We start from the raw sequence: 20,225 nt of genomic DNA, 5'->3' as shown, positions 1-20,225 counted from the left end.
GATAGTCAACTTTATTTTTTAGCATTCTGAATCAGCAAAAATCCACACAAGTTGTTCTTTAGTTATGCTTTTAAATAATGTCTGACACTGTCGTCCAGTGCTAGTATTTCAAACTAAATAAGTCTGCCAATGTGGCTTATCCTATTTAGCGAGCTGACCATCATATCATGTTTTAATAGTCTGTCAACTTCTTTTTATAATTTGTTTCACCAGGTTAACTGCGTTATTAATATGTAATTTACATATTAGTCACCGCTAGTCCGTCCGATGAGGGCGTATTATAGACGCTTTATTTATTTAGTCAAGAAGTATTTTCTATTTAATTCAAACAATCTATATCGTTTAAATCAGTAACCCACTTCCCTTTCGACTGGGTGGCATTATACGCACATCTATTGAGAACGCAAGGGAAGTCTATAAATAATATTTGTCGCTTTCTATAAGCAGGATTTTACCCACCTAACTTGTTTCTATGGCTATAGAACTCATTAAGTAAGCTTTTATATCTACAGACTAGGCCTTTTCATCACAATAAATCTTCTAATCCATTATATAGAGCGCATAAAAAAGGCACTTACCTGACGGTAAGTGCCTTTTGATATATACATTAGAAATACTGTTAGCCTTTTACTTTTGTCTTAATTGTAGTAACGATGCCTGATAGCGCATATATGATACCAATAGCTAAGATACCAACTGGAATATCATAAAGTACGATACTCATAACAAGTACACCAATGATAAGAACAACAAAAGGCACTTTCTTTTTATCAAATTCCTTAAAGCTATAATATTTGACGTTACTGACCATTAGCAAACCGCAAGTCACTACCCATGCTGCAAACAAGAACATGACAGCAGTATCATATTGCCCAATCCACTCGTTATGATCGACTGCCACCATAACAGCAGAGGTTACTAAGATAGCTGCGAGTGGACTTGCCAATCCGACAAAATATTTTTTGTCCACAGCACCAATCTGCACATTGAATCGCGCCAAACGAAAGGCACCGCAAGCGGTAAACACAAAAGCACAGCCGAGACCAATGCGTCCCAATGGCTGTAGTGCAAAACTATAGATCAAAATAGCAGGTGCCACACCAAACGCTAGCATATCGGCTAATGAGTCATATTGTTCACCAAATGGGCTTTGCGCATTGAGCATACGAGCAACGCGACCATCTGCCCCGTCTAAAATAGCAGATAAGAAGATCGCTAAAGAAGCCTTGTAAAACTCACCTTGCGTACTTGCCAAAATTGAATAAAAGCCTGATAGCAACGATAAAGTCGTAATCAAGTTGGGCGCTAAATAGACACCGCGACTGACGACCCGCTTACCTTCAGCCACTTCAGCTTCAACGACTTCAAAGGTCAAGCCATCATAGTTATCGTTGTTTGCTAAGCGTATATTAAAATCATGCTCATCAACAAACGGTGGCTGAGTGGCTGCATTATCTTGTAATAAACCATCATTCACTGTCTCATTATGTGATTGGCCAGTAGGTGGTTGCACATTTGTCATCTTAGTATCCTTATTGGCCGCTACTGCTATTCACTGACACCGTTATTTGCTGACGCTTTTATTCGCCAACGAGCCAGCGCACATTGGTCGCGCTATCAGGTGTCAAGTCTGGCGCGTCCTCTACTTTTAGTACTGGCTGCAAGAAACGTAATATCTCACGTGCATGGTTATCAAACTGCCATGGTGGATTGATAACCAGCAGACCGGTACCGTTCAGACCAACCGCAACATCATTAGGATAAATGTTTAGCTCACAAACCAGCTGACGTCTCATTTCAGTACGTTTGAGCTTTTTATAAAAAAGCTCTACGGCTTCGATGTTTTTGATTGGGAACCAAAGCGCATAAGTGCCTTGTGGCCATTTGTTATAAGCCGCAACCAATAAATCGATGAGGCGCGTAAAATCTTTGTGCTCCTGCTCATAAGGCGGATCAAGGAAAATCAAACCGCGCTTTTCTTTTGGTGGAATAACAGCGGTGATACCTTCAAAAGCATCACGATGCTGGATACCAATTGGCAGCTTATGTAGCTGATAGTTCAACGCATCGTATTCAGTCGCTTTGGCTTCAAACGCCTCAGCACGCACGCCAGCATCAGGCTTTTTAGCCGCGCTTTTTTCGACGTGATGGGCTACCCACCATGGCGAACCAGGGTAGACTTTATTATCATATGTGAATTTGGCTTGTTTGATGCCTTCCATATAATCTTTGACAGCAGCTGGTGCTTTTTCAGTATCTGCTTTCAAAAAAGCTTGAATACCGCCTTTAGCCTCACCTGTCTTACGTGATTCTTCACTGCTCAGTGAATACAGTCCACGGCCGCCATAAGCGTCAAGCACATAAAACGGTTTGTTTTTCTGCCCCAGTTGGTTAAGCAGTTGTACCAATAAAATGTGTTTAACCACATCAGCAAAGTTACCAGCGTGGTAGGCGTGTTTATAGTTCATAATCTCAAAAGTTTAAATAAGAAAAATTGCATCTATGGTAGCATAGGCAGAGTAAAAGATAATGTGGTTTTAGTAAGCACTTTCAATAAAAATGCATTGAATGCCGGTATATTGACAGCTGATTGATAATAATGAGATGAAATGACACAGATTATTAGCAACTTGAGCACGACAGCGCTGGTCGTTGATCATTCGATAGGTCAAGACAATCCACCATTACTGCTGCCAGACACTCATAATGATAGCCAAGAAATTCCTACTCAGCACGTATTGCAAATGTCTGACTTTGCGGTGGACTGGGAACAAAAGCTAACGGACCAAAAACTTGATACCTTTGTCGCTGATGGCTGGCTGATCATTGATGAGGTTTTTGATAGTACCGCATTGCTCGCGCTACAAGCAGAAAGCGGTTTTATTGACTATCGTGATGCAGAGCTGACCGCTGGCGTTCGCATCAGTGATATTCGCGGTGATAGAATACGCTGGATTACCGAAAACTTCTTTGCAGGCTATTACTATCTACAAAGCATCAATGCGCTGGCTTCATTATTTAATCGTAGCTTGTTCGCGGGTATTCGCCATAGTGAAGCGCATTATGCGTGCTATCCGACTGGCTTCGGTTATCAATGGCATAGTGACAATCCTGCTGGACGCGATGAACGAGTGATCTCGGCAGTGTTTTATCTTAATGATGATTGGGAGGCCACCGATGGCGGCGCTCTAGAAGTCGTGGATAAACATGGTGTCAATCATGAAGTGATGCCAGTTGCCAACAGACTCATTATCTTTGACAGCGATCTACGACATCAAGTGCAAACAGCTCATCGCCAGCGCTACTCTATTGCCACGTGGATGCGCCGTGACGGTCTTGTGCCTTTTGTCGAAGTAGAGATTTAGTATTTACCCTGCATTACCTATTAACATTTTAATTATTATACAAAAGGCTTATTCATGTCTGACTCTCACAACCAAACAAGCACTCATCAGAACATAACTCATCAGCAAGCAACCTTAGACTTGAGTATTGCGCTATTGGAACGCCCTTCAGTGACACCAGACGATGATGGTTGCCAAGATATATTATCAGAACGTTTGGAGCAAGCGGGCTTTGACTGCGAGTTTATGTACTATGGTGATAGGCAGGCAAAGGGCGAGCATGCTGAAGTAAAAAACTTGTGGGCGCGCCGCGGTACGACTGATCCTGTCATTTGCTTTGCCGGTCATACCGATGTGGTACCAACGGGTGATGAAAAAAACTGGACCTATCCGCCATTTACGCCAACCATTGCTGATGGATATCTATGGGCACGCGGTGCCGCCGATATGAAAACTGGCATTGCTGCCTTTACTATCGCCGCCGAACGTTTCGTCGCCAATCATCCTGAGCACAATGGCTCTATTGCTTTTTTAATCACCTCAGATGAAGAAGGACCGTCAATCAATGGCACGGTCAAAGTTATCGAGACTCTAGAAGCTCGTCAAGAAAAGATCACCTACTGTCTCGTTGGTGAGCCATCAAGTACCGATACGTTAGGCGATATCATCAAAAATGGACGTCGTGGCTCGCTCGGCGCAGAGCTAACGGTCACAGGTAAGCAAGGTCACGTTGCCTATCCACATCTAGCTTGTAATCCGATTCATGCAACGATGGCGGCTCTTGCTGAGCTAACGTCGACTGCATGGGACAACGGCAATGACTACTTCCCAGCCACATCATTGCAAATATCAAATATCAATGGCGGCACTGGTGCAACCAATGTCATTCCTGAAACGCTAAACGTTGTCTTTAACTTCCGTTTTTCAACTGAGACGACTGAAGATGAGCTAAAAGCAAAAACGCATGCTATTTTTGATAATCATTTCACTGGTAGTAAGGCCAAATACGATATTAACTGGAAATTATCAGGTCAGCCATTTTTGACTCCTGAAGGAAAACTGGTCTCAGCCTGCCAAAATGCCATCAAAAAAGTAACCAATGTCGATACCACGTTATCAACCTCTGGCGGTACGTCTGATGGACGTTTCATCGCGCCAACAGGGGCACAAGTCGTCGAGCTTGGTGTCCGTAATGCGACGATTCATCAAGTTGATGAAAAGGTAGAAGTCGATGACTTAGGAAAACTTGCGCAGATTTACGAAGGGATTTTAGAAAATTTGTTGTTAGATTAATTACTGAGATTCAAAGTAAAAAAGCGCCACATCGTATGCAAATGTGGCGCTTTTTTGTGTCCTTATATACTAGCTTGCTTTTATAAAGGATATAACAGCTCTACTCAATACCAATATACACATCGACTTGACCGTACTCTAGATTGCCACCGATATAATGCTCAAAGTCGACATTGAATGTACGAGTATGCTCACAGTCTGCCGTATTAAAATACTCCCAAGCACTCTCCCATGCATTCATCACCGTATTAGGCATGTGCCCTTCTTCGGAAAATACCAAGTATTTTCCTGCAGGTATATTTACTTCTACCACATCACTCATGTTAGCCGCAATTTTACTGTCTGAGCTTTCTGATTGATCCTCTTGCTCGGTAGCCGTTTTCCAGCTGGCAACAACATCAAACGCCCCTGCTAGATCATCGCTTTCGTAGTTGTGATAGATACCATAGATATCTTCACCTTCAGGCAGTTCACCCGCATAATTTTGGTAGAACTTTTGCCATAATCTACCAAGCTTAGCAGTATCGTGGCTAATCTCAGCGTTATTGGTGGTACGCACGCTGATACCGCTACACGCTATCGCTTCTGGTAGCTCTTTAATTTGTGATGTCATGATGCGGCCCTTTATATCTGTTGGTTTAATTTCTTATTTATAGTTATGCTTACAGACCGAGTCGATTAGTCTGCTTCATCGATCCAGTTCATTTGAATGGCTTCTAAGATGCCTTCATTTGAGCGTTGTGGATCATCATCGAAGCCTTCAAGCTCAGTCACCCAGCGGTGCAAATCGGTAAAGCGTATGTACTGCGGATCAGTCTCAGGAAACTTTTCATATAGCTCAATTGCGATATCTAAGCTGTCTGTCCATTTTAATTTTTGCGGGATCATAACGGTACCTTATTCTTTGATGGTTTTGAAATAGTTATTTTAAACACAGTACAGTCGCCTTGAGACCGACGACTTTATGGGTTCTATCCTACCAAAATTTATCAAATGATTATAGCCAAGTTGCTTTGCTACACTGTTTTCGGTGCGGTTTCTTGGTACTATTTTTGGTGTCATTTATGCTGACTTGGCTGATTTGACAGCGACTTGGTGCTCGTTCCATGTGTTAATGGTATCCGTCAACTGCTCACCTGTCATATCTAGCACCTCTGGTGTACGCATGCCGGTATCATCGGTGAACACAAATTTAGTCATACCAACGCCCATTAACTGATTTTTTACAAAAAAGCGATGCTCAAAATAGACGTACTTATGATCCCAGCCTGCAACTGTACTGCTCAGCGTCATCTTATCTAAAAATTTAATTTGTTTGAGATAAATCATCTCCTGCATGGCAATGACCCAGTTTAAAGGTTTGATGCCTTTTTGATGACAGCATGCTTTTACCCAACGTGTCACGTTTAGTTCAATAAATGACAAATAACGATAATTGGGCAGATGATCACGGAAACCCATGTCATGGGGCAATACGCGATAATGACGGACGGTCGGCGCGGTCAATGTCTCTAAGCTAATTGTCTCGCTCGTCGGTTGATACTTGAGCTGTTGTTTGAGTAGACTGACCATAATAAAAAAACGCAGTAACATATTCATAAATCTTTCTCTTATTTCATTGTATTTATAATTGCTGATGAAAGTAGACATTGACACCAGCTTATAACCCCGCCATAAACGCAGGCCACTTTAACGCAAAAAAAGCCACCTGAGTGACTTTCTTTATTTGGCTTTGTTTGGCTTTATCTAAAAACTTATAGGTAAATGCTTATGATCAAACACATGCCTTAGCCATTAGTGACCACCACCATTGATACTACGTACCATCTCTTCTACCATTTTCTTAGCATCACCAAAGATCATCATGGTTTTATCCATGTAGAACAAGCTGTTGTCTAGACCAGCGTAACCGGTGCTCATTGAACGTTTGATAACCATAACCGTTTGGGCTTTGCTGGCTTCTAGAATAGGCATACCAAAAATAGGCGACGTCGGATCATCTTTTGCAGATGGGTTTACAACATCGTTTGCACCGATAACTAGAACCACATCGGTACTCGCGAAGTCTGAGTTGATCTCATCCATCTCTAGAATATCATCATAAGGCACGTCAGCTTCTGCCAATAGTACGTTCATATGACCTGGCATACGACCAGCGACAGGATGAATCGCAAAACGAACATTGACGCCTTCTTCTTTTAATAGCTCGTATAGCTCTTTTACTGCATTCTGTGCACGGCCCTGTGCCATACCATAACCCGGTACGATAACCACGTTGCTGGCATTAGACATAAGAAACCCTGCGTCTTCTGCTGATCCTGCTTTGTAGTTCTTGGGTGCACCATCATCACCGCCTGCTGCAACAGCGCCTGTACCCATACCACCGAACAACACATTGAGCAGTGAGCGGTTCATAGCTTTACACATGATGTAAGACAAAATCGCACCTGATGAACCGACTAGCGAACCTGCGATGATCAACATTGAGTTGCCAAGGGTAAAACCAATACCCGCTGCTGCCCAACCAGAAAACGAGTTCAATAGTGATACCACCACTGGCATATCACCGCCACCGATTGGCGCAATCCACATCCAACCAAAGATAACCGCAATCACTGCCATTGTATAAAACGCTGGTAATGAGTCTGTGACGAAATATACGCCACCAAAACCAATCATAGCAATAAACAATAGCGCTTGAACGGGTTTTACCCAGCCGCCGACCAGTGTCTTAGCCCAGCTTTTTGCTGCCAGTTTACCAAAGGCAAAAACAGATGCTGAGAATGTGATCGCACCAATAAAGCAACCGATAAATAGCTCAACACGGGCCACCGCGCCATGCTGCTGCTCAGTATGTAATACTGTGGCGAGGGCAATCGCTACCGCTGCCAAACCGACGAATGAATGCATCAACGCAACGGTTTCTGGCATCTGTGTCATCGCGACTGTTTTTGCTTTCCACATACCAACGAGGGCGCCTAAAATCATTGCCCCGATAATGAGCCAAAGCACAGGACCTTCTGCTAAAAAGAACGTCGTCACAACAGCGATAGCCATCGCTGCCATACCGAAACGATTACCACGGATAGCGGTTTTTGGGCTAGATAGACCACGTAGCGTTAATACAAAGAGGATGGCACCAACTAGGTAGAACCAATCAGCATTTGCCGCAATCATTGTTGAAAAATCATTCATGCGTCACCTCCAGTTTCTGTTGCTACTGGTGCTTTTTTTACTTTGGGTTTAAACATTGCAAGCATACGCTCGGTCACGGCAAAGCCACCAAAAATATTAATGCTGGCCAAAAATACAGCAAAGGCACCGAGCAAACTGGTTGGTGTGAACATCGAGCCGTCAATATGAACGGTCTGCAGCATCGCACCTACGATGACAATACTTGATAATGCATTGGTTACCGCCATCAAGGGCGTATGCAATGCAGGGGTAACGCCCCAAACGACGTAATATCCAACAAAAATAGCGAGTACAAATACGGTAAAAATCGCTACAAATGGTGTGCTACTCATGGCCGCACCAGCTGGCGCTGCAGCTAAAATAGTGGCAATCATCTTATCCTCCTAAAAATTTATTCATTACTGGCAAATGTATAGTGACAAAACATATCGTGATAGGCAGTCGAACCTAGCGCTTGGCTAGTCGTACCTGACTATCATGTGTCACTGCCAGTGCGCCCTGAATTTCGTCTTCCATGTCTAAGTTAAGCGAAAGGTCGTTTGCTGGCGCGTCATCGCTAGCAGGCTTGATCAACGTCGTGATAAAGTTGACAAGGTTATTGGCATATAGATCTGATGACTGCGCTGCAAGCATCGATGGGATGTTGGCAGCACCAACAATACGTACGCCGTTATCTGTGGTGACGGTCTCGTTAGGTAGGCTGCCTTCGACGTTACCACCGGTACCAGCAGCCATATCGATCAAGACTGAGCCTGCCTTCATTTTGGCAAGCGTTGTCCCGTGTACGAGACGCGGTGCTTGACGACCAGGAATCTGCGCGGTTGTGATGACAATATCAGCATTACTGAGTGCTTTATCAACGACAGCGGCTTGATCTTTGATGTATTGCTCTGATGGTGTCCACGCATAACCGCCTGTTGCTTTGGCTTTTTGCGCTTCGTCTTCACTCATTGGTACATCAAGCCATTTTCCGCCAAGTGATTCGACCTGCTCTTTTGCCGCAGGACGCAAATCACTGGCTTCTACGACGGCACCCAAACGTTTTGCGGTGGCGATCGCCTGTAGGCCCGCAACACCAACGCCTAAGATAACCACTTTGGCTGGCTTAACGGTACCTGCTGAAGTCATAAACATTGGGAAAGGACGAGAGTATTCATTGGCTGCTAGCAGCACTGCTTTGTAGCCGGCGAGGTTGGCCTGTGATGACAAGACGTCCATGTTTTGGGCACGTGAAAGCGTACGTGGCAACAACTCCATAGCAAAAGCGGTTGTGCCTTTGGATGCATAGGTGTCAAGCTGAGTATTGCGATAAGGGTCCAACATGCCAATGACGATCTGACCCGATGATAGGCTTTGGGTAGCCTCCGTTGTCAAGTCATTGACGGTGGTAATAATTTGAGACTGGGTAATGACCTCGGTGCTGCTATTGGCAATATCGGCACCAGCAGCCTGATACATGTCGTCAGCATAGTATGCTGCTTGACCGGCACCTGACTGTATGACGATCTCAAACCCAAGTTTACGCAATTTTTTGACCGCGTCTGGGGTTAGTGCGACACGGCTTTCGCTCGCGATATCTGCACTGATTACACCGATTTTCATATCGTCTCCTTACTTATATATAATGACTTACCCTTAATACCCTCAACGCATTTTCAAAAAGCACAGGGGACAAAAAACCCTTATTCCATGACTTATTTACTATCAAGAATAAAGACTATCAATTTAATAAATGATGGATTGTTTACCATCATGTCTTTTTATTATAGAGACAACACCCAACAATTTTCATTGTCTAATGATGACCCACAAGTAAAATAAAAATTTTGGGATTTATACCATTGGCATACTTTTTGTTGTTATATTGAACGTATCATCTTTTTCAGAATTCTTTAGACCTTGTACTATATGGCTTGCCATCGCTAGTGAGCCGACTTTGCACATTCTCATAACCTGATAGATAACATCAAGAAAACATAAAAAACCAAGGCTAAGTCAAGTTAAACTCCCATGTATCGTATAATAAGAACGCTTGACACCCAGAGCGGTTGGTCATCGACTCACTATAATAAGGAATAATCATGTATTTTTTACTCTCCCCTGCCAAGTCTTTGAATGAGACAGACGATGTACCTGTGAATCTCGGTAACTACTATGGTCAGCCAGAGCTTATCGAGCATTCCCAGTCATTAATGAAAATACTAAAGTCAAAAGAGCCTGTTGATTTACAAGAATTGATGAGTATCTCTGATGATCTTGCACAACTGAACGCGGCGCGTAATCAGCAATGGAGCTGGAGCAAAGACAAGCCATTTACTGATAACAGCACTGACGACGCTAACAATGCAGCCAAGCCTGCAGGGTATTTATTCGACGGTGATGTCTATACTGGTCTTGATATGTATCATATGGATAAAGATACCGCCATCTATGTTAATGAGCATCTGGGGATTTTGTCTGGGTTATACGGTGTGCTAAAACCATTGGATCTTATCCAGCCTTATCGCTTGGAGATGGGTACCAAGCTTAAAAATGAACGCGGTGACAATCTATATGAGTTTTGGGGCGAGGAAGTGACTGACGTTATCAATGCTCGTATGGCAGATAGCGATGACCAGGTCTTGATCAATCTGGCGTCGAATGAGTATTTTAAAGCGGTAAAAAAGAAAGCACTAAAGGCAGACATCATCACGCCGCGATTCGAAGATGAGAAAAATGGTCAATACAAGGTCATTAGCTTTTATGCCAAAAAGGCACGCGGCTTGATGGTCAAGTACGCAGCAGATAATAAGCTGACCAGTGCCGAGCAGCTAAAGCAGTTTGATTTGGCAGGCTATTACTATTGTGCAGAAGCATCTGATAATAAGACGTGGACGTTTAGACGAGATGCGGCGGATCAGTAACTTGATATAAAAATTGTATTTACTACAGTCGCTAGAAGTCACTAAAAGCATTTCGTTCAGTGCTTCTAGTGACTTCATAAAATATCTCTTAGTTAAACGTATGGATAGTTAAACGTATGAACGGATTACAACAATCCTTCTTGTGCCATCATTTCCTGTACCGAGGCGCGGTTTAGCATGGCTTGATAGTGTGCATTTAGGTGTGTCCAATCTTGTGCTCGGCTTGCATATCGCTGACTCCAGTGAGCAATCATAAATAAATGAAAATCAGCCCCACTTAGTTTATCACCCAACAACCATGGACCATAATTAGCTAACTCCTTTTCAACAATATCCCAGCATTGGATTAGCGTTTCATTTGCTTTGTCTTTTACTTGCTGCAAATTTTTCTCGCCACTGATGTACTGTTCGGGATGTGCCCAGCGATTAGCGGCTTCTTGTAGTGTAGAAGACATCCAAAACAAGTACTGGTAATAGACACCGCGCTTAGGTGATCCTGTGTCGGGCGCTAGCCCAGACTCAGGATGCTGATCTAGTACATACATTAAAATTGCCGCAGACTCATAAATGATCTGCCCCTGATGCATTAACGCAGGTACTTTACCATTTGGATTAATGGCTAGATACTCAGCTGATTTTTGCATGTTTTTAGACAGGTCTATTTCTATCATCTCATAAGACGCGCCTAGCTCTTCAAAGACAGCATGGGTCGCCATGTTAGCGCCGCCTTTATCCCAATATAAAGTATAAATAGTCGTGTCCTTCTTGCTGTAGCGATTAATTGATAAAACCATTGTACTGAGTTATAAAAGTTATTTTCTAACGTGAAATAATCGACATGATAGCATCAGCCAATTGGGGAATTTCCATCATTTTCAAACCGGCAATATTAATTCTACCATTTGGCATACCGTAAATCGCGAACTCATCTTGCAATATGAGCATTTGATTCTCTGTTAGCGGTAATAAAGAAAACATGCCTTTTTGATGCGAGATGTCCAAAAACTCTACAGGTGCACCCCTATCCTTTAATGCTGCGCCTAACGCTTGACGAATAGTATCTACCCTATCACGGTAGCTTGCCAGCTCTACTAGCCAAGCATCTGGGCTGTCTAGCAAATAAGATGCCACTGCGGCACCGTGATTGGGCGGCATGGAATAATTGGCGCGTGTGATGGTTTCTAAGAGTGTCTGTATGTCTGCGTGACGCTCATGATGCGTCGTTACTACTGCGGCAATACCTGTACGCTCGTTGTATAGTCCCATGTTTTTTGAACAGCTGGCGGCGATAAACGCAAAATCAGAATCTTCGATAATCAAACGAAGCCCTGCAGCATCGGCATCAGGATCATCTCCAAAACCTTGATACGCCATATCGATAAACGGGACAATATTTTTCTGTTTACACTTATCAGAAAACAGTTGCCACTGCTCTAAAGAAGGGTCTATACCCGTAGGATTGTGGCAGCACGCATGCAATAGCAGCACGTCCCCTTCTTTTGCTTTTTCTAGCGCGGTAAAACACGCATCAATGTCTAACTGACCATTTTTATTTTGCCACGGATACGTCTCAACCGTTAACCCAGCACCTTCCATCAATGGACGATGATTGATATAGCCAGGATCACTGATCCAAACAGTTGAATCCGGAGAGAGCATAGCGATAAAGTCAGCAATGAGCCGTAACGCCCCTGATGCCCCAACCGTTTGAATCGTGCATTGGTTTTTTAGACTTGGACTCTCACCCAGTACAAGTTTTGCCATTTGTTGATTAAAATTAGCGTTACCCGATAGCATGCCATAAGCCTTTGAGTGCGCCTGATGAGCCAGATGTACTTCTGCATCTTGCACAGTTTTCATCACAGGCGTATCGCCATGCTCGTCTCGGTAAACACCAACCAATAGATCTATTTTATGTTTGCGTTGGTCAGCGCGAAACCTACCTAACAATGCCCACAGTGGATCACCATTGATAACAGGCATATTGTTTAACATCATGATATTTCCTTAATTAGTTTATTTCGCTCGGTTAGACAAGATGACACCAATGGTACTGAGTACGATGCCGCCTATCATGATGACTGATAGAGACTCGTTGAGTATCAGCGCAGCCAGTATAGCGGTTAGTCCTGGGGACAAAGAGCCAAGTAATAATGTACGAATGGAGCCCAATTGTTTTACTGCATAAGAAAATGCAATGGTTGATACTACTCCCACACCAAGGCCTTGTACCAGGATAAATGGAAGCGCGTCATCAAAAGACACAGACCCTATGTTCGTCTCCACAATACCCGATAGAACCAACACTAACGTCAGAAAAAAGGAGGTATAAGAGAGCACGATAGCGATAGCTATTGGACTCAATTTGGTGCTTTTTAACCCCAAGGTAAAACCTGCCCAAATCAGGCTTGCCGTTAATAATAACCCCACGCCGTACAGCAGACTATTTGGTATTGCCTGTGCGTGTCCGCCAATCATAGTAGCGATACCAAAGAGAATAAGTATTAATGCGGCAAATTTCCGTAATGATATTCTCTGACGATAAAAAATAAAAGATAATAATGCGGCAAAGAAGACTGGCGTACCTGTCAAAATAGTACCCATGTAAGCTGCTGGTACCGTGCTGGCACCAAAAGCCGCCAACAAAAGAAAAGGCACGCCGCCAAGTAGGATAAACATGATGTCTGACAATCTTATGTTTTTGATTTCATGCCAACTAGAGAGTACCCAAGGAGTCAATAAGACCAGCGGTACACTAAAGCGAATGAGCATGACATCCGCAATGCTCAGCGGCGATGCCCCAACCGCTCGCACAGTCAACGCAAATCCTGACCAAATCAATAATACAACGCTCATAGCCACATAGCCTTTGGTTAATGGCGACATAATGAACAAAGGATTTTTGCGCGATGAAGGGTGAAATATCGTATTCATAGTCGTGTCTTATGCTGGTATACAAAGACCAATTATCGATTAAAATACGCGCTTTTATCTCTATTTATTCATTGCAATTTTGCAAATATTTGGTGGATAATGCCAATTAAATCAAAATTATTGGCTTAAAAAACTAAAGGGTGAATTATGGACAAAATCGACCGTCATATTTTGGAAGTGCTCCAAAAAGAAGCACGCTTATCTACGGCGGAACTGTCCGAACGCGTAGGGCTGTCGCCGTCTCCTTGTGCGCGGCGTCTAAAGCGTCTGGAGGACGAAGGTTATATAGAGAACTATCAAGCGAACATAAGTAAAGCCAAAGCAGGCATTATGATGAGTTTTTTTGTAGAGGTCAGTCTCAACAATCACCAAGAAGACTCTATTGCAGCTTTTGAGCAAGCCCTATCCAATATGGATGAGGTCATTAACGGACATGTGGTATCGGGTTCTTATGATTATTTATTGGAAGTGGTTAGCCCCAATCTCGATGGTTATGAGCGCTTCACACGTAAGCTAAATAAACTTGCTAGCGTAAAAGACATACATACTCATTTATCAGTGAGAAAGGTAATTAAGAAAACGACTTTACCTATTTTTGTGTGAGATTCTTTCATACTGACTAGGGGAACAATGTCTCGCTCGATCATTCGTGAGTAGCAAGACCTATAGTGAGTTCGTTTGAACTTGATAGAATATTGATATTATAAAGAAGTGTCTGATGGTAAAACGTGGATATTTAGACGAGATGTGGTAGCTCAGCAATATCATCTGGATTATTCGAAGCAAATCTCTAAAAGGGGTATACTAAAAAAACCAGCAGTTAGATTAAATCAATAACTATATAGGTACTTTATGACAATCTTGCCAGCAACTAATGTCGTTGATGCATATAAGCAATGTAATCCTGATTATGCTCTTCCTGCTAATGATAATCGCTATATAGATTTATCAGAGGTAAGAGGAGAGAATATAAAGATCATTAGTACGATTCGTCGTAGTATTGAGCGCTCAGACGATAATACTTGTACTTATCTGATCAGTGGTCACCGAGGTTCAGGTAAAACAACTGAGCTATTTAGGCTTAAGCAGAGATTAGAGCAAGACCATTATTTCTGTGTTTATTTCGATGTAGGTGATGCTTTGGATTTGGCAGATATTAGCTATATTGATATCTTTCTGGCAATGGTCGATGAAACTGGTAAAGTTCTACAAGAAAGTAATATCGACATTGATAATGATACGATAACAGATATTCATAACTGGATTACTCAAGAGATATATACAGAATCAAATATTGAAAAGAAAGTAGATGGTAAGGCTAGTGCTGGTTTAGAGGCTAATATAGGTATACCCTCTATATTAAAGCTATTCGGTAGTTTAACCGGAGATATTAAACATAGTCAAAGCCAGCGTAGTACCATACGTGAAAAAATTGAGAAAAGGGCATCAGACTTCATTAGTAAAATAAATCAATTTTTGATTACCGTACGCAATGAAATTCAGAAGAAGGACTATAAAGACATAGTTATTATTGTCGACGGTCTCGAAAAAATGCACTATCGAACCTTTTCGTTAATGCATAATCAGTCAGATAGTCATACTCAGCTTTTTGTTCAACATGCTGAGCAATTGTTATCACTACAATCTCATGTGGTATACACCACTCCTATAAGCTTGTTCTTTATTAGTAATCTGCAAAACGATTATGAAAACGTCTACATTTTACCAATGGTAAGGCTAAATGATGCTGGTAAATCTACTCTCAAAAATTTGGTGCAAAAACGTGTTGATATAGAAGCCGTATTTTCTGACCCTACGCTTGTTGATATACTGATTGAAAGTTCTGGTGGTGTCGTACGTGATTTGATGCGCCTTATTAGATTGTCTTGTGATACTGACGAAACTAAAGTATCTGCTAAAGAAGTAAAATATGCAGTCTCTAGATTGACTAGAGAATACGATAGATTGTTGAAACCAAGCGATATTCCCATTTTAGAAAGAGTCTATAGAACTGAGTTAGTTAATCCAGACGATGAGAGAACAAATCAATTACTACTTAATCGAGTTATACTTGAATACGAGAACGGCAAACGTTCTGCCAAACTACATCCCGCTTGTTTAGAAATAGGATGGGTTATGGATGAGATAAATAACCTAACAGCGGCTAATGCTCAGAACTCTAATAGTTCTGGCACGACTTAGTAGCGAATCTTACTTATGGATATTTTAGAATTTTCAATAAACAATCCCATTACCGAAGAACAGATAGAAGTTCTTCAACGTATTAGGCGCAATATAAGGCGTTCTGAAAATGAATATGCTTTATATTTTGTCGAGTGCAATTTACCTAATTTGCGCAGGCAGTTGATTGGTGAGCTTGACAATACAGATAATCTAAACTTACTTACTCTTGATATTGCTGATTATCCGAAAAACGAAGGTATACATATAGATGAGTGGGTACATAAACAGAAAAATAAGTATCAAAAAGCAAAGTCTAAACAATCATTAGATGCCATCAATATAACTGGTCTTGAGCAACTATTACCTACAGGCTCTGATGAACAAATTATCAAAACCGTAAGCGAGTTAAACTGGCGTAGAAGCTATTTTCAAGCGCTTAAAGTTCCTATTATATTTTGGTTGCCAAGTTATGCATTAGAATTGCTTGCAACCCAAGCGAGTGATTTTTATGATTGGTATAGTGATATTTATCATTTTGAGAGTGATCTTAAGCAGAAGCAGTTTGCTGTTTCACAGCAGACAAACTCATTGCGTCATCCTAAAACAAACATTGCAGCGTATCAATACCAGTCGAAAGAAGAAAAAGAGAAACAGATCAGGCAGCTAAATGCTCTACTAGATGAAACTAGAAGTACTAATGATAATGCTCATATTAAGAATCAAATGGGGCTATTACTAATTTCTATGAGCGAACTAGATAGAGCTTTGAATTACTTCCAAGCAGCACAGAAAGATTATAAAGTAATGAACAATCAAACTATGATTGGGACTATACAGAATAATATAGCTCATATTTATCATGTACAAGGTGATTACAGCAAAGCTTTAGATTACTTGCAAAGCTCATTGACTATACATCGAGAAATGAACAATAGAGCTGAACTAAGTACAGCATTGAATAACTTATCACAGCTATATAACACTTGTGGCGATTATAATAAGAGCTTGGAGGCATTAGAACAGTCATTAGTTATTCGTGAAGAGATCAATGATATATCGGGAAAAGGTACAGTATTAAATAATATTTCTCAAATTTACTACTATCATGGTAAATTTGATTTAGCCTTAGACTATCTTAAAAAGTCTCTTTCTATTCATGAAAAAATCAATAATAAATCGGGGTTCGCAGCTGCTTTAAATAACATTTCTCAAATTCATATCAAACTCAATGACTATAGCTCAGCATCAGAAATGCTTGAAAAATCATTGACAATTAGTAAGGATATTGGGGATAAAGAAGGTATCGGAACTACACTAAATAATCTTGCCGTGCTTCATTATACCTGTGGAGATTACGATAGAGCTTTAGAGTGTTTAAGTAGTTCACTGATCATTCGTGAAGAAATTGGTGATGTATCGGCGACAGGAACAATTCTAAATAATATTTCTCAAATTCATCACGACAACAAGAATTTTGAAAAAGCCTTGGAATACCTTAACCGCGCTTTACTACTCTATGAAAAGAGCGGCTATAAAGAAGGGATAGGTATTGTTTTAAATAATATCTCTCAAATTTATCATGATAAAGGTGAAAACAATAAAGCTTTGAAATACTTGAATAAATCTCTAAATGTTCGTGAAAGTATTGAGGATAAAATAGGGATGATAACTACCTTAAATAATATTTCTAAAATTTATCAAGAGGGCAATGACTATAAGAGTTCTTTAAAATATCTTAAATACTCCATAAGATTACAAGAAGAAATTGGTGATAAGAATAAAATTGCTATCCTTAGTCTTAACATAGGCAAACTTATGCAAAAAATGGGAAGTAAATACTCTTTGGAGTCAGAAAAGTATTTGAAATACGCTTCATCAGTAACTAGTATTAAATAGTAATGTATATCAGAAATATCCACTAAAAAGCCCCAATAAGCAATTGCCTATCGGGGTTTTATTTTCACTAGATTAAATAAGCGTTTTATGGGTTGACTGGAGCAGTACGACTAGGCAACCGAGTAAAGATTGTACTTATAGTACATTGAACGAGGTTAACAATGTCGTACAAATTCAGTCGAGGCATAAATTACATCATGCCGCCCATTCCACCCATACCGCCCATTCCACCGGCGCCGCCCATCGCAGCCATACCATCATCACCTTGTGGCAAATCAGTAATCATCGCTTCTGTGGTCAACATGAGACCAGCAACAGACGCTGCGTTCTCTAGTGCTGAACGAGACACTTTGGCTGGATCAAGGATACCCATCTCAAGCATATCACCGTATTCACCAGAGGCAGCATTGTAGCCGTAGTTACCAGTGCCATTTTTTACTGCATTTACGACAACTGATGCTTCTTCGCCAGCATTGGTGACGATTTGACGTAATGGTGCTTCCATCGCGCGGCGTAAGATGTTGATACCTGCGTCTTGGTCATCGTTGTCGCCTTTTAGCTCAGACAATGCATTCATCGCACGAACTAATGCAACACCGCCGCCAGGTACAACGCCTTCTTCAACCGCAGCACGAGTGGCATGTAATGCATCGTCAACACGGTCTTTCTTCTCTTTCATTTCGGTTTCAGTTGCTGCACCGACTTTGATTACTGCTACGCCGCCTGCCAATTTCGCAACGCGTTCTTGTAGCTTTTCTTTATCGTAGTCAGAAGTAGATTCAGCGATCTGACGGTTGATAGACTCAACACGGTTTTCGATGTCAGCTTTGTTACCAGCGCCATCAACGATTACGGTGTTTTCTTTGCCAACAGTGACTTTTTTCGCCGTACCCAATTGCTCTAGAGTAGCAGTCTCTAAGCTTAAGCCAATCTCTTCAGAGATTACGGTACCGCCAGTTAGCGTTGCGATATCTTCTAGCATGGCTTTACGACGATCGCCAAAACCTGGTGCTTTAACAGCACAAGTTTTCAAACCGCCACGCATGTTGTTTACAACTAGGGTTGCCAATGCTTCGTTTTCTACGTCTTCAGCAATGATAAGCAATGGCTTGCTTTGCTGCATGACTTGCTCAAGTAATGGCACGATTTCACGAATGTTGCTGATTTTTTTATCAACCAATAAGATATATGGGTTTTCAAATTCAGCAGTTAGGCTGTCTTGCTTGTTGGCAAAGTACGGGCTGATATAACCACGGTCAAACTGCATACCTTCGACAACTTCTAGGGTATCTTCAAAGCTTGAACCTTCTTCAACAGTGATAACGCCTTGCTTACCCACTTTTTGCATCGCTTGCGAGATCAACTCACCGATTTTGGTATCTGAGTTAGCAGAGATAGACCCTACTTGCGCGATAGCTTTTTCGTCATCAGCAGGCGTTGATAAGTTATGGATTTCTTGCACTGCAGCACGAACAGCTTTATCGATACCGCGCTTTAGATCCATTGGGTTCATGCCAGCAGCCACTGACTTCATGCCTTCTTGCAAGATTGACTGAGCCAATACGGTCGCAGTCGTTGTACCATCACCAGCGACATCATTAGTGCGGCTAGCCACTTCACGTACCAACTGTGCGCCCATATTTTCGAATTTGTTTTCAAGCTCGATTTCTTTGGCAACCGATACACCATCTTTAGTGATGGTAGGTGCGCCAAATGATTTATCGATAACGACGTTACGACCTTTAGGGCCTAGAGTGACACGTACTGCATTTGCTAGAACGTTTACGCCGTCCATCATTTGTTTACGGGCATCAATGCCGAATTTTACGTCTTTTGCCATGTTAAATTACTCCACTATTATAAGTATGAGAATACAATGAGATTATTTATTCTTATCGAGAGTCGATATTAGATATGCGCTGAATGTGAAACCACACTCAAAGCAGATTAACCTTCCAGCACACCCAATACATCAGACTCTTTCATGATCAATAGTTCTTCGCCGTCAACTTTTACCGTTTGACCAGCATACTGACCGAACAATACTTTATCGCCAGCTTTTACGTCTAACGCACGAGTTTCGCCGTTGTCACGAACTTGACCATTACCAACAGCAATCACTTCACCTTGTGAAGGCTTTTCTTGTGCAGAACCCGGTAATAAGATACCACCCGCAGTTTTTGTCTCTTCTTCTATGCGGCGGACGACGATACGGTCATGTAAAGGACGAATGTTCATCGATATGACTCCAAAAATTAGTTGTTTGAATAAAGGGTTTATTTGAATTAATAGTCTCAATACCAGTATCTATAAGAGTCGCCATTCAATAACAGCAATCTAAAGATACGCTTTGAGCTTGTAACAAAAAGTGGGGGCAAGATAGGTTGGCTTCAAGTGTAAAGCTCAAAAATTTACAAGATTGTTCTACTGATTATTAATAGCCCTCAAGAGAAATGGCGCCTAATAGAGACTCTAT

Annotated in this window: 19 protein-coding genes; 6 read left to right on the top strand and 13 right to left on the bottom strand. The window is 41.7% G+C overall.

Annotation, left to right across the window (positions count from 1 at the left end):
* Positions 1-619: 619 nt before the first annotated feature.
* Together pssA and ACTXGL_RS11515 are read right to left on the bottom strand one after the other, a co-directional pair.
* Entirely contained in the window at positions 620-1,522 is a 903-nt protein-coding gene (gene pssA / locus ACTXGL_RS11520; RefSeq protein ID WP_443526903.1) for a CDP-diacylglycerol--serine O-phosphatidyltransferase, read from the bottom strand.
* Positions 1,523-1,580: 58 nt separating this feature from the next.
* Positions 1,581-2,468 (bottom strand): 23S rRNA (adenine(2030)-N(6))-methyltransferase RlmJ, encoded by an 888-nt coding sequence (locus ACTXGL_RS11515; RefSeq protein ID WP_319052029.1) that lies wholly within the window; start codon positions 2,466-2,468, stop codon positions 1,581-1,583.
* 141 nt (positions 2,469-2,609) lie between these two features.
* Here ACTXGL_RS11515 and ACTXGL_RS11510 point away from each other — a divergent pair, with 141 nt between their 5' ends.
* Both ACTXGL_RS11510 and dapE read left to right on the top strand, forming a co-directional pair.
* The gene (locus tag ACTXGL_RS11510) at positions 2,610-3,365 is read left to right on the top strand and encodes a 2OG-Fe(II) oxygenase (protein WP_443526902.1); all 756 of its coding nucleotides are present in this window, start codon (positions 2,610-2,612) and stop codon (positions 3,363-3,365) included.
* 54 nt (positions 3,366-3,419) lie between these two features.
* Complete coding sequence (dapE, locus tag ACTXGL_RS11505; protein ID WP_443526901.1) at positions 3,420-4,637, top strand: succinyl-diaminopimelate desuccinylase; 1,218 nt, start codon at positions 3,420-3,422, stop codon at positions 4,635-4,637.
* A gap of 100 nt (positions 4,638-4,737) precedes the next feature.
* On the opposite strand, the gene ACTXGL_RS11500 is transcribed toward dapE, so the two are convergent.
* The 6 genes from ACTXGL_RS11500 to ACTXGL_RS11475 all read right to left on the bottom strand — a co-directional run bounded on the left by ACTXGL_RS11500 (position 4,738) and on the right by ACTXGL_RS11475 (position 9,434).
* Positions 4,738-5,250: a GyrI-like domain-containing protein gene (locus tag ACTXGL_RS11500; protein WP_443526900.1), complete on the bottom strand. Its 513-nt coding sequence runs from the start codon at positions 5,248-5,250 to the stop codon at positions 4,738-4,740.
* Between the two features lie 65 nt (positions 5,251-5,315).
* A complete protein-coding gene (iscX, locus tag ACTXGL_RS11495) occupies positions 5,316-5,525 on the bottom strand; it encodes a Fe-S cluster assembly protein IscX (protein WP_201572234.1) in 210 nt (69 codons plus the stop codon).
* Positions 5,526-5,699: 174 nt separating this feature from the next.
* Positions 5,700-6,236: an acyl-CoA thioesterase gene (locus tag ACTXGL_RS11490; RefSeq protein ID WP_443526899.1), complete on the bottom strand. Its 537-nt coding sequence runs from the start codon at positions 6,234-6,236 to the stop codon at positions 5,700-5,702.
* A 195-nt stretch (positions 6,237-6,431) separates the two neighbouring features.
* Entirely contained in the window at positions 6,432-7,832 is a 1,401-nt protein-coding gene (locus ACTXGL_RS11485) for an NAD(P)(+) transhydrogenase (Re/Si-specific) subunit beta (protein WP_443526898.1), read from the bottom strand.
* Entirely contained in the window at positions 7,829-8,164 is a 336-nt protein-coding gene (locus ACTXGL_RS11480; RefSeq protein ID WP_443526911.1) for a proton-translocating transhydrogenase family protein, read from the bottom strand. The genes ACTXGL_RS11485 and ACTXGL_RS11480 overlap by 4 nt, the downstream gene beginning before the upstream one ends.
* Positions 8,165-8,279: 115 nt before the next feature.
* Entirely contained in the window at positions 8,280-9,434 is a 1,155-nt protein-coding gene (locus tag ACTXGL_RS11475; protein WP_443526897.1) for a Re/Si-specific NAD(P)(+) transhydrogenase subunit alpha, read from the bottom strand.
* A gap of 479 nt (positions 9,435-9,913) precedes the next feature.
* Here ACTXGL_RS11475 and yaaA point away from each other — a divergent pair, with 479 nt between their 5' ends.
* Positions 9,914-10,735 (top strand): peroxide stress protein YaaA, encoded by an 822-nt coding sequence (gene yaaA, locus ACTXGL_RS11470; protein ID WP_443526896.1) that lies wholly within the window; start codon positions 9,914-9,916, stop codon positions 10,733-10,735.
* Between the two features lie 125 nt (positions 10,736-10,860).
* Here yaaA and ACTXGL_RS11465 read toward each other — a convergent pair whose 3' ends face one another.
* The 3 genes from ACTXGL_RS11465 to ACTXGL_RS11455 are packed head-to-tail and all read right to left on the bottom strand — an operon-like array spanning position 10,861 to position 13,669.
* Positions 10,861-11,529: a glutathione S-transferase family protein gene (locus tag ACTXGL_RS11465; RefSeq protein WP_443526895.1), complete on the bottom strand. Its 669-nt coding sequence runs from the start codon at positions 11,527-11,529 to the stop codon at positions 10,861-10,863.
* A gap of 25 nt (positions 11,530-11,554) precedes the next feature.
* Positions 11,555-12,733: an aromatic amino acid transaminase gene (locus tag ACTXGL_RS11460; RefSeq protein ID WP_443526894.1), complete on the bottom strand. Its 1,179-nt coding sequence runs from the start codon at positions 12,731-12,733 to the stop codon at positions 11,555-11,557.
* An 18-nt stretch (positions 12,734-12,751) separates the two neighbouring features.
* Positions 12,752-13,669, bottom strand: a complete 918-nt coding sequence (locus tag ACTXGL_RS11455; RefSeq protein ID WP_443526893.1) for a DMT family transporter — start codon at positions 13,667-13,669, stop codon at positions 12,752-12,754.
* A 147-nt stretch (positions 13,670-13,816) separates the two neighbouring features.
* On the opposite strand from ACTXGL_RS11455, the gene ACTXGL_RS11450 reads away from it, so the two are divergent.
* The 3 genes from ACTXGL_RS11450 to ACTXGL_RS11440 all read left to right on the top strand — a co-directional run bounded on the left by ACTXGL_RS11450 (position 13,817) and on the right by ACTXGL_RS11440 (position 17,749).
* Positions 13,817-14,272 (top strand): Lrp/AsnC family transcriptional regulator, encoded by a 456-nt coding sequence (locus ACTXGL_RS11450; RefSeq protein WP_443526892.1) that lies wholly within the window; start codon positions 13,817-13,819, stop codon positions 14,270-14,272.
* 249 nt (positions 14,273-14,521) lie between these two features.
* Complete coding sequence (locus ACTXGL_RS11445; protein WP_443526891.1) at positions 14,522-15,871, top strand: hypothetical protein; 1,350 nt, start codon at positions 14,522-14,524, stop codon at positions 15,869-15,871.
* Positions 15,872-15,886: 15 nt separating this feature from the next.
* Entirely contained in the window at positions 15,887-17,749 is a 1,863-nt protein-coding gene (locus tag ACTXGL_RS11440) for a tetratricopeptide repeat protein (RefSeq protein WP_443526890.1), read from the top strand.
* Between the two features lie 190 nt (positions 17,750-17,939).
* Here the strand turns inward: ACTXGL_RS11440 and groL are convergent, their stop codons facing one another.
* Together groL and groES are read right to left on the bottom strand one after the other, a co-directional pair.
* Entirely contained in the window at positions 17,940-19,589 is a 1,650-nt protein-coding gene (gene groL, locus ACTXGL_RS11435; RefSeq protein ID WP_201580262.1) for a chaperonin GroEL, read from the bottom strand.
* 107 nt (positions 19,590-19,696) lie between these two features.
* Positions 19,697-19,987 carry a co-chaperone GroES gene (gene groES, locus ACTXGL_RS11430; RefSeq protein ID WP_058024926.1) on the bottom strand — a complete coding sequence of 97 codons (291 nt, stop codon included), beginning with the start codon at positions 19,985-19,987 and terminating at the stop codon, positions 19,697-19,699.
* Positions 19,988-20,225: the final 238 nt, after the last annotated feature.

Source organism: Psychrobacter sp. T6-6 (assembly GCF_052258185.1).
In the GTDB taxonomy this organism is placed as follows: Bacteria; Pseudomonadota; Gammaproteobacteria; order Pseudomonadales; family Moraxellaceae; genus Psychrobacter.
The sequence above is the reverse complement of the archived record's forward strand: the minus strand, read 5'-3'. Positions and strand labels throughout refer to the sequence as shown.

Coding starts and splice junctions, on each gene's coding strand:
- yaaA (WP_443526896.1), top strand. CDS start 9,914: ATGTATTTTTTACTCTCCCCTGCCAAGTCTTTGAATGAGACAGACGAT.
- ACTXGL_RS11490 (WP_443526899.1), bottom strand. CDS start 6,236: ATGAATATGTTACTGCGTTTTTTTATTATGGTCAGTCTACTCAAACAA.
- pssA (WP_443526903.1), bottom strand. CDS start 1,522: ATGACAAATGTGCAACCACCTACTGGCCAATCACATAATGAGACAGTG.
- ACTXGL_RS11440 (WP_443526890.1), top strand. CDS start 15,887: ATGGATATTTTAGAATTTTCAATAAACAATCCCATTACCGAAGAACAG.
- iscX (WP_201572234.1), bottom strand. CDS start 5,525: ATGATCCCGCAAAAATTAAAATGGACAGACAGCTTAGATATCGCAATT.
- ACTXGL_RS11515 (WP_319052029.1), bottom strand. CDS start 2,468: ATGAACTATAAACACGCCTACCACGCTGGTAACTTTGCTGATGTGGTT.
- ACTXGL_RS11480 (WP_443526911.1), bottom strand. CDS start 8,164: ATGAGTAGCACACCATTTGTAGCGATTTTTACCGTATTTGTACTCGCT.
- groES (WP_058024926.1), bottom strand. CDS start 19,987: ATGAACATTCGTCCTTTACATGACCGTATCGTCGTCCGCCGCATAGAA.
- ACTXGL_RS11485 (WP_443526898.1), bottom strand. CDS start 7,832: ATGAATGATTTTTCAACAATGATTGCGGCAAATGCTGATTGGTTCTAC.
- ACTXGL_RS11475 (WP_443526897.1), bottom strand. CDS start 9,434: ATGAAAATCGGTGTAATCAGTGCAGATATCGCGAGCGAAAGCCGTGTC.
- ACTXGL_RS11460 (WP_443526894.1), bottom strand. CDS start 12,733: ATGATGTTAAACAATATGCCTGTTATCAATGGTGATCCACTGTGGGCA.
- ACTXGL_RS11510 (WP_443526902.1), top strand. CDS start 2,610: ATGACACAGATTATTAGCAACTTGAGCACGACAGCGCTGGTCGTTGAT.
- ACTXGL_RS11450 (WP_443526892.1), top strand. CDS start 13,817: ATGGACAAAATCGACCGTCATATTTTGGAAGTGCTCCAAAAAGAAGCA.
- ACTXGL_RS11455 (WP_443526893.1), bottom strand. CDS start 13,669: ATGAATACGATATTTCACCCTTCATCGCGCAAAAATCCTTTGTTCATT.
- ACTXGL_RS11465 (WP_443526895.1), bottom strand. CDS start 11,529: ATGGTTTTATCAATTAATCGCTACAGCAAGAAGGACACGACTATTTAT.
- ACTXGL_RS11500 (WP_443526900.1), bottom strand. CDS start 5,250: ATGACATCACAAATTAAAGAGCTACCAGAAGCGATAGCGTGTAGCGGT.
- ACTXGL_RS11445 (WP_443526891.1), top strand. CDS start 14,522: ATGACAATCTTGCCAGCAACTAATGTCGTTGATGCATATAAGCAATGT.
- dapE (WP_443526901.1), top strand. CDS start 3,420: ATGTCTGACTCTCACAACCAAACAAGCACTCATCAGAACATAACTCAT.
- groL (WP_201580262.1), bottom strand. CDS start 19,589: ATGGCAAAAGACGTAAAATTCGGCATTGATGCCCGTAAACAAATGATG.